16 protein-coding genes are annotated in these 15,314 nt (G+C 68.4%); all 16 read left to right on the top strand.

Annotated features, from left to right (window positions below):
• Positions 1-793 (top strand): flagellin (locus ACPEH8_RS04040; RefSeq protein WP_423666092.1); only part of this gene is annotated, 793 nt, incomplete at its 5' end.
• Between the two features lie 451 nt (positions 794-1,244).
• Complete coding sequence (fliD, locus tag ACPEH8_RS04035) at positions 1,245-2,627, top strand: flagellar filament capping protein FliD (RefSeq protein ID WP_136004080.1); 1,383 nt, start codon at positions 1,245-1,247, stop codon at positions 2,625-2,627.
• A gap of 139 nt (positions 2,628-2,766) precedes the next feature.
• Positions 2,767-3,183, top strand: a complete 417-nt coding sequence (gene fliS, locus ACPEH8_RS04030) for a flagellar export chaperone FliS (protein ID WP_017354509.1) — start codon at positions 2,767-2,769, stop codon at positions 3,181-3,183.
• Positions 3,183-3,491: a hypothetical protein gene (locus ACPEH8_RS04025; protein ID WP_017354510.1), complete on the top strand. Its 309-nt coding sequence runs from the start codon at positions 3,183-3,185 to the stop codon at positions 3,489-3,491. Before fliS ends, ACPEH8_RS04025 begins: the two co-directional genes overlap by 1 nt.
• Positions 3,488-4,069: a PilZ domain-containing protein gene (locus ACPEH8_RS04020; RefSeq protein WP_017354511.1), complete on the top strand. Its 582-nt coding sequence runs from the start codon at positions 3,488-3,490 to the stop codon at positions 4,067-4,069. Before ACPEH8_RS04025 ends, ACPEH8_RS04020 begins: the two co-directional genes overlap by 4 nt.
• A gap of 87 nt (positions 4,070-4,156) precedes the next feature.
• Positions 4,157-4,789: a response regulator gene (locus tag ACPEH8_RS04015; RefSeq protein WP_026070519.1), complete on the top strand. Its 633-nt coding sequence runs from the start codon at positions 4,157-4,159 to the stop codon at positions 4,787-4,789.
• Positions 4,790-5,053: 264 nt separating this feature from the next.
• A complete protein-coding gene (gene rpoN, locus ACPEH8_RS04010) occupies positions 5,054-6,463 on the top strand; it encodes an RNA polymerase factor sigma-54 (protein WP_136004078.1) in 1,410 nt (469 codons plus the stop codon).
• 13 nt (positions 6,464-6,476) lie between these two features.
• Positions 6,477-6,854 carry a response regulator gene (locus ACPEH8_RS04005; RefSeq protein ID WP_026070520.1) on the top strand — a complete coding sequence of 126 codons (378 nt, stop codon included), beginning with the start codon at positions 6,477-6,479 and terminating at the stop codon, positions 6,852-6,854.
• Complete coding sequence (locus ACPEH8_RS04000) at positions 6,851-8,344, top strand: sigma-54 dependent transcriptional regulator (protein WP_017354515.1); 1,494 nt, start codon at positions 6,851-6,853, stop codon at positions 8,342-8,344. Before ACPEH8_RS04005 ends, ACPEH8_RS04000 begins: the two co-directional genes overlap by 4 nt.
• A 304-nt stretch (positions 8,345-8,648) precedes the next feature.
• On the top strand, positions 8,649-9,011 hold the full coding sequence (gene fliE / locus ACPEH8_RS03995) for a flagellar hook-basal body complex protein FliE (RefSeq protein WP_017354516.1): 363 nt from the start codon (positions 8,649-8,651) through the stop codon (positions 9,009-9,011).
• A gap of 12 nt (positions 9,012-9,023) precedes the next feature.
• A complete protein-coding gene (gene fliF, locus ACPEH8_RS03990) occupies positions 9,024-10,667 on the top strand; it encodes a flagellar basal-body MS-ring/collar protein FliF (protein ID WP_017354517.1) in 1,644 nt (547 codons plus the stop codon).
• A gap of 10 nt (positions 10,668-10,677) precedes the next feature.
• Positions 10,678-11,664, top strand: a complete 987-nt coding sequence (gene fliG / locus ACPEH8_RS03985; RefSeq protein WP_026070521.1) for a flagellar motor switch protein FliG — start codon at positions 10,678-10,680, stop codon at positions 11,662-11,664.
• The gene (locus tag ACPEH8_RS03980) at positions 11,661-12,296 is read left to right on the top strand and encodes a FliH/SctL family protein (protein ID WP_017354519.1); all 636 of its coding nucleotides are present in this window, start codon (positions 11,661-11,663) and stop codon (positions 12,294-12,296) included. Before fliG ends, ACPEH8_RS03980 begins: the two co-directional genes overlap by 4 nt.
• Positions 12,293-13,675: a FliI/YscN family ATPase gene (locus ACPEH8_RS03975; RefSeq protein WP_136004072.1), complete on the top strand. Its 1,383-nt coding sequence runs from the start codon at positions 12,293-12,295 to the stop codon at positions 13,673-13,675. The genes ACPEH8_RS03980 and ACPEH8_RS03975 overlap by 4 nt, the downstream gene beginning before the upstream one ends.
• A gap of 3 nt (positions 13,676-13,678) precedes the next feature.
• Complete coding sequence (gene fliJ / locus ACPEH8_RS03970) at positions 13,679-14,137, top strand: flagellar export protein FliJ (protein ID WP_136004070.1); 459 nt, start codon at positions 13,679-13,681, stop codon at positions 14,135-14,137.
• Positions 14,134-15,261 carry a flagellar hook-length control protein FliK gene (locus ACPEH8_RS03965; RefSeq protein ID WP_423666090.1) on the top strand — a complete coding sequence of 376 codons (1,128 nt, stop codon included), beginning with the start codon at positions 14,134-14,136 and terminating at the stop codon, positions 15,259-15,261. Before fliJ ends, ACPEH8_RS03965 begins: the two co-directional genes overlap by 4 nt.
• The last annotated feature ends 53 nt before the right edge of the window (positions 15,262-15,314 follow it).

Below are 15,314 nucleotides of genomic sequence, written 5' to 3'. Positions count from 1 at the left end.
CAAGCAGTCCGACTTCAACGGCACCAAGCTGCTGGACGGCTCGTTCTCCAGCCAGCTGTTCCAGGTCGGTGCCAACGCCGGCCAGGCCATCGCCATCGACAAGGTGGTGGACGCCAAGACCAACGCACTGGGCGGCGCGCAGTTCGCTACCGCCACCGTGGCCAAGGTGACCGGCGCCAACAACACCGACGTGGCCATCGATGCCTTCAGCATCACCGACAGCAAGGGCACCGAAGTCAAGTTCGACGCCCTGGACGTGAAGAGCGTCGGCACCGCCGCCCAGAACGAAGCGGCCGCCGGCAAGGCGCTGGCCACCCACATCAACGCCAAGATCGGCGAAACCGGCGTCTACGCCGAAGCCGATGCCACCGGCGCGGTGACCTTGACCTCGGTCAAGGACAGCGTGGACAAAGACGGCGTCGCGACGGTCTTCTCGACCGACGTGGACGGTGCCGGCACCGTCACTATGGGCACCAAGCAGTTTGCCGATGCGATCGACGTGTCCACCGTGAAGGGCGCCCAGCAGGCCCTGGAAATCGTCGACAAGGCCCTGGGTGCGATCAACAGCACCCGTGCCGACCTTGGCGCCATCCAGAACCGCTTCACCTCGGTGGTTGCCAACCTGCAGACCTCCACGGAGAACCTGTCCGCATCGCGCAGCCGCATCCGCGATACCGACTTCGCCAAGGAAACCGCAGAGCTGACCCGCACCCAGATCCTGCAGCAGGCCGGTACGGCCATGCTGGCCCAGGCCAACCAGGTGCCGCAGAACGTGCTCAGCCTGCTGCGCTGATCCACGCGTCCACGCCGCCGGCAACAGCCGGCGGCGCGGGCAAACCCCGAAACATCCGTTCAAACCTCACGCAGGAACGGGCCATGTCCATGCGCCGGATTCTCTCTCCCGGCAGCCACATCCCCGTGGACATGGCCCGCCCCTGCGGCAGAACCGTTATCAGCGCGGTTAGTTTGACTGAACATCCCGGGTGGCTTCGTCTCCCCCCGCTTTTTCAGTAGCCTGAGCCCTCCTCTACATTGGAGGAGGGTTTTTTACAGACCCCCGGCCGGACCGGTACTGCGTCCCGCCCCGATTCCCCTGCAAAGCGCGTGCCATTCTTCCGCGCCGAGCCGGTGGCACAACTCCTGCATCAACGTGGTTCTAAAGACCCGGCGGCTACGGCCGCTACATTCGTTGACGGCACGGCCACGCGGTATGACCGCGACGGCACACAGACAGGAGAAACAACGTGGCTGACTTTGGTTATGGTGGCATCGGTTCCGGACTGGACATTTCCGGCATGGTGGCCAGCCTGGTCGCGGCCGACCGCAAGCCGGCGGACAACGCCCTCAACCTGCAGCAGTCCAAGGCCAAGATGCAGCTGTCGGCGGTGGGCACGGTCAAGTCCGCGTTCGACCTGCTGACCAGCTCGCTCAAGACGCTCAAGGCCTCCACCGCCTTCGATGCCCGCCTGGTCAGCGCCACCAAGAGCGGCACCGACGACATCCTGACGGTCTCCAGCACCAACGCCGCGGCGACCGGCAACCACGAGATCAATGTCACCCAGTTGGCCACCGCCAACAAGTGGATCGCCGACACGTCGGTGTCCAAGACCAAGACCTTCGGCGCCGGAACCCTGACGCTGGATGTCGGCGTGGGTGACAAGAAGAAGACGCTGGAGATCCAGGTCGACGCCGATGACACCCTCAGCTCGATCCGCACCAAGATCGAAAAGGCCGGGCGCAGCCTGGGCGTGCAGTCCACCCTGATCGCCTCCGGCGACAACCAGTTCCTGTCCATCTCGCAGGAAAAAGCCGGTACCGCCAATGCCATCAAACTCAGCGCAGGGGCCGGCAACGCCGACCTGACCGCGCTGGCAGCCAGCCTGTCCGAGCGCACCCCGGCGGCAGACGCCAAGCTCACCATCGATGGCGTGGAGGTGGTGTCCAGCGAGAATACCGTCACCGACGTGGTGCCCGGCCTGACCCTCAACCTGAAGAAGACCGGCGCCAGCACCGTGACGGTCAGCACCGACGTGGCTGCCGCACGCAAGGTCATGCAGGACTTCGTGACGGCTTACAACGGCGCCATCAGCGCCATCAACACGGCCACCAAGTACGACATCGAGAACAAGGAGCCGTCGTCGCTGACCGGCGATGCGCAGATGCGCGGCGCCTCCAGCCAGCTGCGCGCGATGATGGGCGGCGTGCTCAAGGACCTGGCCGCCGCCGGCCTGGACCCGAAAACACTGGGGCTGCAGACCCGCGCCTACCCCAATGCCGATGGCAGCCTGGTGCTGGATGGTGCCAAGTTCGAAGCGGCCCTGGTCAACCAGGCCGGCGCGGTGCGCCAGGCCCTGACGGGCGATGATGGCGCGGCCGCCAAGCTGTTCAGCATGGTCGAGGGCTACACCAGCACCGCAGTGGGCAAGGAAGGTGCCTTCGTATCGCGCACCAAGAGCATCAACGCCACGCTCACCGACATCGACAAGCGTCGCAAGGCACTGGATGTGCGCATGACCGGCGTCGAAGAACGGTACAAGAAGCAGTTCCTGGCACTGGACGCGCTGATGGGCAAGATGAGCCAGACCATGAGCAGCCTGAGCAGCCAGTTGTCCCAGCTCACCGGTTGACCACGTCGCCCGCGTAGACCCACTCAAGTTGCGCGCGCCCGCTGCCGATATGGATAGCAACGCATCACCCGCCGCAGCACTCCACCCGGTGCCGCAGACCTCGCGAGGCATGCGGCCCCGCACGAAGGAGACATGATTGATGTACGGTTCGAACCGTCAATTCACCGAGCAGTACCGCCAGGTCGGCGTGCAGAGCGCGATCAGCGATGCCGATCCGCACAAGCTGGTGGCGCTGCTGCTGGCCGGCGCGCTGGAGCGCGTGCGGCTGGCCCAGGCCTGCCTGGAAGGCGGCGACCAGGCCCGCAAGGGCAAGGCGATCGGCGAAGTCTGCGCGATTGTCGGCCACCTCAACGGCTCGCTCGACCACGAGGCCGGCGGCGAAATCGCCGCCAACCTGTCGGCGCTGTATGACTACGTGATGCAGCGGCTGACCGAAGCCAATCTGCACAACGACCCGGACGCCCTGCGTGAATCGCTGGAGCTGCTGGGCGAGATCGACGCCGCCTGGAACGCGATCCCGCGCGACCAGCGGGTGCCTGCGCAGGCAGCGGTGTAATGGCTGACACCCTGCTCACGCTGGCGCACCTCAACGCCGAGCTCGACGCGCTGGAAACCGCGCTGCTGGCCGACGACCACGAGCGTGCCGGCGACTGTCTGGACAGGCTGCACCTCAACCAGGCGCGGTTCCTGGCCATGCCCGGTGCGCTGGACGACGTGGCTGGCCTGAGCGCCCTGGAGGGCCGTCAACAACGCATCATGGTAATGATGATGAGCCAGCGCGACGAAGCCGGCCGCCACGTGCGCCACGGCGCAAGCGCCAACCGCGCCGCCCATGCCTACCTCACCGCAGAGTCGCTGGCATGAACGACGAGCGCGCGGCAGCCATCCATCACCCGGCCGAAAGCGAGCTGTTCGATGAGACGCTGAGCTGCGAGGTCGCGCTGCCCGCCGAGTTCCGCCTGGGCACGGCGGTGATCCGTCCCGGCAGCGCCGAGACGCTGCTGCGCAGCGTGGCGCTGGTGGAAGACTCGCGCGGCGACGACGGGCACGACGAGCGTGGCGACGCCACCCTGCAGCTGCAGCGGCTGGAAGCCAAGCTCGACCTGACGATGGTGCTGCTGGGCCGCCTGGTCCGCCAGCAGACCCAGGACCTGCCCCTGCGCCCGCTGCGCTGGTCCCGGCGCGGCATCCGCCTGGAACTGGGCGTGCGCAGCGGCGCCAGCCCCGGTGCCCTCGGCGTGATCCGCCTGCAGCCGTGTGACTGGTTGCCCGACCACATCGATCTGCCGGTAGCGGTACTGGCCGAGGCGGCCAACGGCTCGGGGGCCCATTACCTCTGGCTGCGTTTCGAAGGGCTGAGCGATGGCCTGGAGATGGCGCTGGAGCGCCATCTGTTCCGCCTGCATCGCCGCCAGATCGCCGAAGCACGCCGTCTGCGCTGACCATACGGTCCCGACCGTTACCGATGGACCTTGGCGGTTTCACGCCACTCCGTTAAGGTGGCGCATCCCCCGCTTCCCTGCCTGCCTGTGCGCGTTCTCATCGTCGACGATCACACCCTGGTCCGCGCCGGCCTCGGCCGCCTGCTGCAGGGCTTTGCCGGCGTGGAGGTGGTCGCCGATGCCAGCAATGCAGAGCAGGCCCTGCAGATGGCCGTGCAGCATTCACCGGACGTGGTCCTGATGGACCTGTCCCTGCCCGGCCGTACCGGCCTGGAGGCGCTCAGCGACATCCTGCTGCGCGCGCCGGGCTCGCGGGTGGTGATGATGACCATGCATGACGATGCCGTGCACGTGCGCGATGCGCTTGATCGCGGTGCGGTCGGGTTCGTGGTCAAGGATGCCGCCCCGCAGGAACTGGAACTGGCCCTGCGCGCCGCACATGCCGGCCAGGTGTTCCTCAGCCCGCAGATCTCGGCCAAGATGCTCGCGCCGATGCTCGGCCGCGAGAAGCCGGTCGGCATTGCGGCGCTGTCGCCCCGCCAGCGCGAAATCCTGCGTCAGATCGGCAAGGGCGAAAGCAACAAGGAAATCGCGGCCGACCTCGGCATCAGCGTCAAGACCGTGGAAACCCACCGCGCCCGCATGATGGAGTCGTTGGGCTGCCGCCGCGCCAACGATCTGCTGCTGCTGGCCGCCCGCCACCAGCACGAACTGGAGTAGACCGGCGACGGCTCTCCGTCGCCAGGCGTCCTGCCCGCGTTCCCGCGTCGATTTATTGAACCAGCCTCCCCCCTTCCGCCTTGGCCAGAGCCCCCGGAACGGCACAGACAGCGTCAAATAACCCGACACTTGTCAGGAGAATCCCTACACGCTGTCGGGAGTTTGACGACCCCACTCAGGAACCCCCTGATTCCGGTGCTGCCGGAACAGAAGCAAGATGTGTTCCAGATCGCGCCGGGGAGTCGGCGCCGACGGGGAACGGACTTGAAAGCCAATCTTTCGACCCAGATGGGTCAGCAGCTTCACCTCACACCGCAACTGCTGCAGTCGATCCGACTGCTGCAGCTCAACGGCATGCAGCTTGAGCTGGAGATCCAGCGTGCGCTGGAGACCAACCCGCTGCTCGAACTGGACGAGGCCGCCGAAGAGCGTGCCGATACCACCGACGTCGCCGCCGCCACCCAGGACGTGGCCGCGTTCGACGAGCTGCCGGAAAGCTCGATGTGGGACGTGGCCGGCAGCAGCTGGCAGGACGGCGACGATGACCGCATGCAGCGTGTGGCCGCCGGCGAGTCCAGCGACCCCCAGCTGCGCGCCCTGCAGCGGCTGTCGCTGGAGCTGGCACCGCGCGAACTGGCCGTGGCCGCCTTCTGGCTGGAACACTGCGACGATGCCGGCTACCTGGACGCACCTCTCGCACAGCTGCAACTGCTGGCCAGCGCACTCTGCGACGTGGATGCCGAGGGGGTCGAAGCGGTCCGCCAGTACATCCTGCACGGCGACCCGGTCGGCCTGGCTGCACAGGACCTGCACGAGTGCCTGTGCGTGCAGCTGCGCGCCCTGCCCGGCCGCGTGCCGGCCCGGCACCTGGCCCTGCGCGTGCTCGATGAGGGCCTGGTCACCCTGGCGACCCACGACTACGCCGCGCTGGCGCGCGAACTGGACGCGGAGATCGCCGACATCCACGAAGCGGTACGCCTGATCCTCTCGCTGCAGCCGCGCCCGGGCGAAAGCCTGCTGCCGGATACCAACGGCGCGGTCATCCCCGACGTCGTCGCCTGGCATGCCGACGGGCAGTGGCGCGTGGCCCTCAACCCGGCCACCAGCCGCCGCCTGAGCATCAACCCGCACTACGAACAGGCACTGGGCGAGGCCGGCGACGGCGCCCAGCCGCTGCGCGACATGCTGCAGGAAGCCCGCTGGCTGACCCGCGGCCTGTCCATGCGCTACGACACCCTGCTGCGCACCGCACGGGTGATCATCGAGCGCCAGGCCGGCTTCCTGACCCGCGGCGAAGAGGCGATGGCGCCGCTGACCCTGAAGGAAGTGGCCGATGCGATCGGCATGCACGAATCCACGGTATCGCGCATCACCACCGGCAAGTACCTGCAGACCCCGCGTGGCACGCTGGAGCTGAAGCACTTCTTCGCGGTACGGCTGGAAGGCGCCAGCGTCTCCGGGCAGGCGGTAAAGGCGATGGTCCGGCGCCTGATCGACGCCGAACCGGCCGGCCGGCCGCTGGCCGACGAGGCCATCGCCGGCCTGCTGTCGCGCCAAGGCGTGAACATCGCCCGCCGTACCGTTGCAAAATACCGCGAACAACTGGACATCGCCCCGGCGCGTGAACGTCGCCGGGCCAATGCCAGGGCTCCGCAGCTGGCCCGGGTGGGCTGAAGGAATGAACGACATGAACAAGCTCACCGTCCTGCTGGTCGACGACCACGAGGGCTTCATCAACGCCGCCATGCGCCACTTCCGCAAGGTCGACTGGCTGGACGTGATCGGCAGCGCCGGCAATGGCCTGGAGGCCATCGAGCGCTCCGAGTCGTTGCGCCCGAAGGTGGTGCTGATGGACCTGGCCATGCCCGAAATGGGCGGCCTGCAGGCCACCCGCCTGATCAAGTCGCAGGACGACGCACCGTACATCGTCATCGCCAGCCACTTCGATGACGCCGAACACCGTGAACACGCGCTGCGCGCCGGCGCCGACAACTTCGTCAGCAAGCTGTCCTACATCCAGGAAGTCATGCCGATCCTGGAAGGCCTGAAGGGGAATGGATCATGAGTGAGTCGCGCATCCTGGTACTGGACAACGACGCCGTCCGCGCCGAACGCACCGTCGCCCTGCTGGAATTCATGGACTTCAACCCGCGCTGGGTGGCCGACGCGGCTGACATCGACACCGCCCGCCACCGCCAGAACGACTGGATGGCGGTGATCGTCGGTGCGCTGGACGCCAATGAGCGCAGCGACGCCCTGTTCGCCTGGCTGGGGCGCAGCTCGCTGCCGCCGCCGGTGATGCTGATCGATGGGGATACCACCGCATTCGCCCGGCAGCACGGCCTGCACGAAGCCACTGTGTGGCCGCTGGAAGCACCGCTGCGCCATGCGCAGATGGAAGGCCTGCTGCGCCGCGCCAGCCTCAAGCGCCTCGATGCCGAGCACCAGGCCGGTGCCGTGCAGGAACAGGGCCCGACCGGCGACGGCGCTGCCGTGAGTGCGTTGCGCCAGATGATCGACCAGGTGGCCGCGTTCGACACCACCGTGCTGGTGCTGGGCGAATCGGGTACCGGCAAGGAAGTGGTCTCGCGTTCGATCCACCAGCGCTCGCCGCGCCGCGATGGTCCGTTCGTGGCCATCAACTGCGGTGCGATCCCGGCCGACCTGCTCGAGAGCGAACTGTTCGGTCACGAAAAAGGCGCGTTCACCGGTGCGCTGAGCGCGCGCAAGGGTCGGTTCGAGATGGCCGAGGGCGGCACCCTGCTGCTCGACGAGATCGGCGACATGAGCCTGCCGATGCAGGTCAAGCTGCTTCGCGTGCTGCAGGAGCGCAGTTTCGAGCGCGTCGGTGGCAACCAGACCATCCGCTGCAATGTGCGGGTGATCGCCGCCACCCATCGCGACTTGGAGTCACGCATCGCCGACGGCAAGTTCCGCGAGGATCTGTTCTACCGTCTCAACGTGTTTCCGATCGACGTGCCGGCACTCCGTGAGCGCAGCGAGGACCTGCCGGCGCTGGTCACCACCATCGCCGGTCAGCTGGCCCGTACCGGCCGCGGTGAAGTGCGCTTCAGCGCCGAGGCCCTGCAGGCGCTGGCCAGCTACGAGTGGCCGGGCAACGTGCGCGAGCTGACCAACCTGGTCGAGCGCCTGGCCGTGCTGCATCCGGGCGGCAACGTGCGCGTGCAGGACCTGCCCGCCCGCTACCGCGGCGACTTCAGCCCGGCCGCCGTTCCCGCCGCCGCGCCGGCGCCGGCAGCGGACGAACGTCTGGACCTGCGCAGCTTCTCCTTCCATACCCCGGCACCGGGCAATACCGCGCCGCTGGAGAACAGCATCGGGCCGGTCACCCGTGCGCCGGCCCTGCCCGACGCCGGACTGGACCTGCGCAACCACATGGCCAACATCGAACTGAACCTCATCAACGAAGCCTTGGAGCGCACCCAGGGCGTGGTTGCCCACGCCGCCCAGCTGCTCGGCCTGCGCCGCACCACGCTGGTGGAGAAGCTGCGCAAGTACGGTATCGAGCGCGACCACACCGAACTGGCCAGCTGACCCACCGACGGTCACCGCACCCTTGAAGCCCGGGCCCGTCCCGGGCTTCTGCGTTCCGGCGCCATCGCGAGGCCTCACGGGGGTGCCCGCCGGTTTTCCGACGCCGGGCATCCGACGCCGGTCACCGCGCCATCGCGCCGGAGCGACATTCCGTCGCACCGCCACGACCCGTCACGGGAGATCAACGCCGCGCTGAATGCGTAAGTGCCCGCCACCACGACAAAACTGAACCAATGGCCGGTTTCGGCACGGGGCTTGCAACGTATTCACTCGAAACCCCATCCCCAGATTCGGAACGTTCCAGATGTCGCACTCCGTTACCTCCGTCCTTTCCCAGATCCGTTCCTTCCAGACCCAGATGGGTCAGTCGGCCGTCAGTCCGCTGACGGAAGCGCCGAAGAGCAATGCCATCCAGGGGCTGGTATCGCCGCAGGAAGTCCAGGGCCCGAGCTTCACCGAAACGCTGCGTGGCGCCATCGCCGGCGTCAACGACGCACAGCAGAAATCCGGCGCCCTGGCCAAGGCCTTCGAGCTGGGCGATCCCAGCGCCGACCTTGCCAAGGTCATGGTCGCCTCGCAGCAGTCCCAGATCGCCTTCCGCGCCACCGTGGAAGTCCGCAACCGTCTCGTCCAGGCTTACCAGGACGTGATGAACATGCCGCTGTAAGGATAGAAACGCATGGCCCTGTCGCTTACCAAGGAATCCCTGAACGCCGAGAAGGCGGGCCAGTGGTTCGACCGGCTGCAAAGCCTGCAGATCACCCGTCGGCTCGGACTGATGGCGATGATCGCCGTGGCCGTGGCGGCAGGTCTGTTCGTGTTCTTCTGGTCGCAGAAGCCCGGCATGGTGCCGCTGTACACCGGGCTGGACCAGAAGGCCACCGCCGAAGCCACCGACCTGCTGCGCGCCGCGCAGATTCCGTTCGAGCTGGATGCCGCCACCGGCGGCATCACCGTGCCGGAAAAGAACCTGCACGATGCCCGACTGAAGCTGGCCGGCTCCGGGCTCACCGACAGCGGCCGGCTCGGCTTCGAGCTGATGGAACGCGATCCGGGCTTCGGCGTCAGCCAGTTCATGGAGAACGCCCGCTACCAGCATTCGCTGGAAACCGAGCTGTCGCGCACCATCAACACCCTGCGCCCGGTGCGCGATTCGCGCGTGCACCTGGCCATTCCCAAGCCGAGCGCCTTCACCCGCCAGCGCGATGTGGCCAGTGCCTCGGTGGTGCTGGAACTGCGTGGCGGCCAGCAGCTTGAGCGGGGGCAGATCGATGCCATCGTGCACATGGTCGCCGCCAGCATCCCCGACCTGGCGCCGGAACGGGTGACGGTGGTGGACCAGAGCGGCCGGATGCTGAGCGTGTCCGATCCGAACAGCGATGCGGCGATGAATGCCGCGCAGTTCGAACAGGTGCGCCGCCAGGAAACCTCGTTCAACCAGCGCATCCGCGAACTGCTGGAGCCGATGACCGGCCCGGGCCGGGTCAATCCGGAAGTCAGCGTGGACATGGACTTCTCGGTCATCGAAGAGGCCCGCGAGCTGTACAACGGCGAGCCGCAGAAACTGCGCAGCGAACAACTGAGCGAAAACAGCAGCAACGTGCCGGGGCCGCAGGGCATTCCGGGCGCCACCAGCAACACCCCGCCGGGACCGGCGGCGGCACCGGCCACCGCACAGGCACCGACCGAGTCGTCCAAGAACGCGACCCGCAACTACGAGCTGGACCGCACCCTGCAGCACACCCGCCAGCCGGCCGGCCGGATCAAGCGCGTGTCGGTGGCCGTGCTGCTGGACAACGTGCCGCGCGCCGGCGCCAACGGCAAAACCACCGAGCAGCCGCTGTCGGCGGCCGAGCTGACCCGCGTTGAAGCCCTGGTCAAGCAGGCGGTCGGCTTTGATGCCGAGCGTGGCGACACCGTATCGGTGATGAACGCGCCCTTCGTCCGTGAGGTCACCCCGGTCGAGGGCCCGAAGTGGTGGGAACTGCCCCAGGTGCAGGACGGCCTGCGTCTGCTGCTCGGCGCGATCGTGGTGCTGGCGCTGGTGTTCGGCGTGCTGCGCCCGGCGCTGCGCTCGATCACCGGCACGGCCAGCAAGCCGGATGAAGACGAACTGGAACCGCATGGCGCCGACGTACACCTGGTCGAGGACGGCGATGCGCTGCCCGCGCTGGGCAACGATCGCAACCACGCGGGCGGACATGAAACGCTGGCATTGCCGGTGGACTCCTACGAGGAACGACTGCGCATGGCGCGTGAAGCTGTAAAGACCGATTCCAAGCGTGTGGCGCAGGTCGTCAAAGGCTGGGTGGCCAATGACTGACGCCCCTCCCCTGACCGGTGTGCAGCGCGCCGCCGTGCTGCTGCTGTCGCTGGGCGAACTGGACGCAGCCGAAGTGCTGCGCCACATGGAACCCAAGGAAGTGCAGAAGATCGGTATCGCGATGGCGACGATGACCGATATCACCCGTGAGCAGGTCGAGCGCGTGATGGATCAGTTCGGCAGCGAGCTGGGCTCCAAGACCTCGCTCGGTGTCGGGTCGGACGACTACATCCGCAACATGCTGGTGCAGGCACTGGGCAGCGAGAAGGCCGGCAATCTGATCGACCGCATCCTGCTCGGCCGCAACACCACCGGCCTGGACGCGCTGAAGTGGATGGACCCGCGTGCCGTGGCCGACCTGGTGCGCAACGAACACCCGCAGATCATCGCGATCGTGATGGCGCACCTGGAAACCGACCAGGCCGCCGACGCGCTCAAGCTGCTGCCCGACCGTACCCGGGTGGATGTGCTGCTGCGCATCGCCACCCTGGACGGCATTCCGCCGAACGCGCTCAACGAACTCAACGAGATCATGGAGCGCCAGTTCGCCGGCAACCAGAACCTGAAGTCGTCCAACATCGGCGGCGTCCAGTGCGCCGCCAACATCCTCAACTTCATGGACAGCGGCCAGGACCAGGCGATTCTCGGCGAGATCGCGCGCATCGACGCGCCGCTGTCCGGGCGCATCCAGGACCTGATGTTCGTGTTCGACGACCTGGTGGACCTGGAAGACCGCGAACTGCAGCTGGTGCTGCGTGAAGTCAGCGGCGAGCGCCTGGGCCTGGCCCTGCGCGGCGCCGACATCAAGGTGCGCGACAAGATCACCCGCAACATGTCCCAGCGTGCCGCCGAGATCCTGCTCGAAGACATGGAAGCCCGTGGCCCGGTGCGCCTGTCGGATGTGGAAACCGCGCAGCGCGAGATCCTGGCGATCGTCAAACGCATGGCCGATGAAGGCACCGTCACCATCGGCGGCAACGCGGAGGCGATGCTGTGAACAACGCCGTGCGCTGGCTCGCCCCGGACCTGCTGGCGGTTCCCGAACCGCCGGTGGAGGAGACCGTCGAACTCACCGGGCCCGATCCGGAGCACGAACCGGAGCCGGTCCTGCAGTTGCCGACGCTGGAGGAGATCCAACAGATCCAGGACGAGGCCGAGAAGGACGGCTTCGAGCGCGGCCACGCCGACGGGCAGGCCCAGGGCCAGGCCGAAGTGCGCCGCCTGGCGGCGCAGATCGAAGGCATCCTCGACAACTTCAGCCGGCCGCTGGTGCGGCTGGAGAATGAAGTGGTGGCCGCGCTCGGCGAACTTGCGGTCCGCATTGCCGGCACGCTCGTCGGGCGTGCCTATGAGGCCGACCCGGCGCTGCTCGCGCAACTGGTCGGCGAAGCCATCGATGCGGTCGGCGGGGCCACGCGCGAGGTGGAAGTGCGCCTGCACCCGGACGATATCGCCGCCTTGACCCCGCTGCTGCAGCTGGCCCCGCACCAGCGGCTCAGCCCGGACCTCAGCCTGAGCCGCGGCGATCTGCGCGTCCATGCCGAGGCCGTGCGCATCGACGGCACCCTGGAAGCCCGCCTGCGCGGCGCGCTCGATGCGGTGATCCGCAAGGCTGGAGCCAGCGCATGAGTACCGACACCGTTCCCGCGCCCGCCGCCGACTGGGCCGCCGCGCGCAACCTGCGGCTGGCCGCTCGGCTGGACGGCATCCAGCCCGATACCGCGCACGGGCGCGGCCTCATCCGCGAAGGCGTGCTGCGCCGCGCGGTGGGCCTGACCCTGGAAGCGGTGGGCTGCGAATCGCCGCTGGGCGCCAGCTGCAAGGTCGAAGTCATGGACGGCGGCTGGGTGGATGCCGAAGTGGTCGGCTTCGCCGGCGAACGCACCTATCTGATGCCCAGCGCCGAGCTGCACGGCCTGCTGCCGAATGCCCGCGTGATCCCTGCACTGGGACGGGGTGGCGTGGAAGTGGGCGAAGGCCTGCTCGGACGCGTCATCGACAGCGACGGCGTGCCGCTGGACGGCAAGGGCCCGATCCGTGCCGAAGGTACCGTGGGCATGGCCGGCGTCTCGATCAACCCGCTGGCGCGCGAGCCGATCACCCAGCCGCTGGACGTCGGCGTCCGCGCCATCAACGCGCTGCTGCCGATCGGCCGTGGCCAGCGCGTGGGTCTGTTCGCCGGCTCCGGCGTGGGCAAATCCACCCTGCTGGGCATGATGACCCGCTACACCGCCGCTGACGTGATCGTGGTTGGCCTGATCGGCGAGCGTGGCCGCGAAGTGCGCGACTTTGTCGAAACCACGCTTGGCGAAGAGGGGCTGCGCCGCGCCGTGGTCGTGGCCAGCCCGGCCGACCGGCCTCCGCTCGCCCGTCTGCACGGCGCCTACCGCGCCACCGCCATTGCCGAGTGGTTCCGCGACCAGGGCCTGAATGTCCTGCTGCTGATGGATTCACTGACCCGCTTCGCGCAGGCCCAGCGTGAGATCGGCCTGTCGGTCGGTGAGCCGCCGACCACACGCGGCTACCCGCCGTCGGTGTTCGCCAAGCTGCCGGCCCTGGTCGAGCGCGCCGGCAATGGTGCCAAGGGGCGCGGCTCGATCACCGCGTTCTACACCGTGCTGACCGAAGGCGATGATCCGCAGGACCCGATCGCCGATGCGGCGCGTGCCATTCTCGACGGCCACATCCTGCTCTCGCGCCGCGTCGCCGACAGCGGTCTGTACCCGGCCATCGACGTGGAGTCCTCGGTCAGCCGCGTGGTCACGGAAATCGCCGATGAACCGTGGCGCCTGCGCATCCGCAAGCTCAAGCGTCTGATCTCGGCGTACTCGACCAACCGCGACCTGATCGCCATCGGCGCCTATCAGCGCGGCAACGACCCCGCTACCGACGAAGCACTGGAACGCTGGTCGGACATCGTTGAATTCCTCGGCCAGGACGTCGGCAAGGCAGCCGACCTGCCGCACAGCCAGGCCGCACTGAAGCGGCTGGTGGAACCAGAGACTTAAGCCATGATCCAGTCCAAGCGAATCGACCCCCTGCTCAAGCGCGCCCAGGACCACGAAGACGAGGTCGCCCGTGATCTGGCCGAGCGCCAGCGCATGCTCGACACCCATCTGTCGCGCCTGGACGAACTGCGTCGCTACGCCGAGGAATACGCCAGCGCCCAGATGGCGGCCACCAGTCCGGCCCAGCTGATGAACCGCCGCGCCTTCCTGGACCGCCTGGACAGCGCCGTCGCGCAGCAGCGCCAGACCGTGGACACCAACCGCGAGAAGGTCGAGGCCGAGCGCGCACGCCTGGTCCTGGCCAGCCGCGACAAGCAGGTGCTGGAACAGCTGGCCGCCAGCTACCGGGCGCAGGAAAAAGTGCTGACCGACCGCCGCGACCAGCGCGAGATGGATGACATCGGCGCGCGCCGCAGCCGCCAGGCGCAGCGCGGCGACGGCGACAACGGAGGCACGCCGTGACGCCCGCCTCCGTGCTCGGCGGAAGCCCCGCCACCGCCACCGCCGGCAAGAGCGGTGGCACCCCGCGCAGCGGGACCGGTGACGGTGACGCGCGCCGGGACTTTGACACCCTGCTCAAGAACGACGCGGGCAGCGCCAAGCGCGTCGGCGCCAGCGACGGCAAGCCCGCGCCAGCCACGCCGACGGCCGACGACGGACGCGGCACCGGCGCCGACCGCCCCACACGCGGCAGCCGCGAGACGACTCCCCCGACCGACGGCGACACCGCCAGCGAGGCGACCGCCAGCACCCCGTCGACGCCTGATGCGCAGGACAGCACCGACCCGGCTGACACCGCACCGTGGCCACCGCCCGGGCTGGCCGGCCTGGCGCTGGCCGGCGTCGAGCCGCAGCCCAGCGTCCCGCCGCCGACCACGACGGCCACCACCGCCCTGCCCGGCGCCGTGGTGGCACCTGCAGCGGCAACGGGGGCCCCGACCGGCCCTCTCGCCGTGCCTGCCGATGCCGGCACCGGTCCAGCCGCGCTGCTGCTCCCGGTTGATGCCGAGCCGACCCCCGACGCGGAACTGTTGAAGACCGTTACCGATGCGATCACCGCCGCTGGCGACGGAGCCGATGCGCCGCCGACGCCCCTCCTGCACGCGCTCAATGCTGCGGCCGAGCTGAAGACCTCAGCCCCCGCGGCCCCCTTCACCGGGGCGCCGACGGCCACCCCCCACCTGGGCGGGGACGACTTCGAAGACGCTGTCGGCGCACGCATCGGCTGGCTGGCCGACCAGAAGATCGGTCACGCGCACATCAGGATCACCCCGGACGACCTGGGCCCGATCGACGTACGTCTGCACCTCGACGGCGACAAGGTGCATGCGTCCTTCACCAGTGCGCACGCCGACGTCCGCCACGCGCTGGAAAGCAGCCTGCCGCGCCTGCGCGAGATGCTCAACGAGCAGGGCTTCCAGCTGGGCAACGCCGACGTGGGCCAGCAGCAGACCGCCCAGGACGGCAAGGCGGGCGACGGTCGCTCCGGCCTCGCTGGTGACGACGGCGAACCGTCACTGGCGGACGCCACCGTTTCCCCGGCGCAGCTGATGCGCCAGCGTGGGCTGGTCGACGCCTACGCGTGAGGCGTATGCGTACCGGCCAACGGCCGGTGCGCACCCCGTCAATTTTCCGGCGA

It is taken from the genome of Stenotrophomonas sp. NPDC077461, from assembly GCF_049545475.1.
Taxonomy (GTDB): Bacteria; Pseudomonadota; Gammaproteobacteria; order Xanthomonadales; family Xanthomonadaceae; genus Stenotrophomonas; species Stenotrophomonas nematodicola.
Note: the sequence above shows the minus strand (reverse complement) of the source record. Positions and strands in the feature narration are given on the sequence as shown.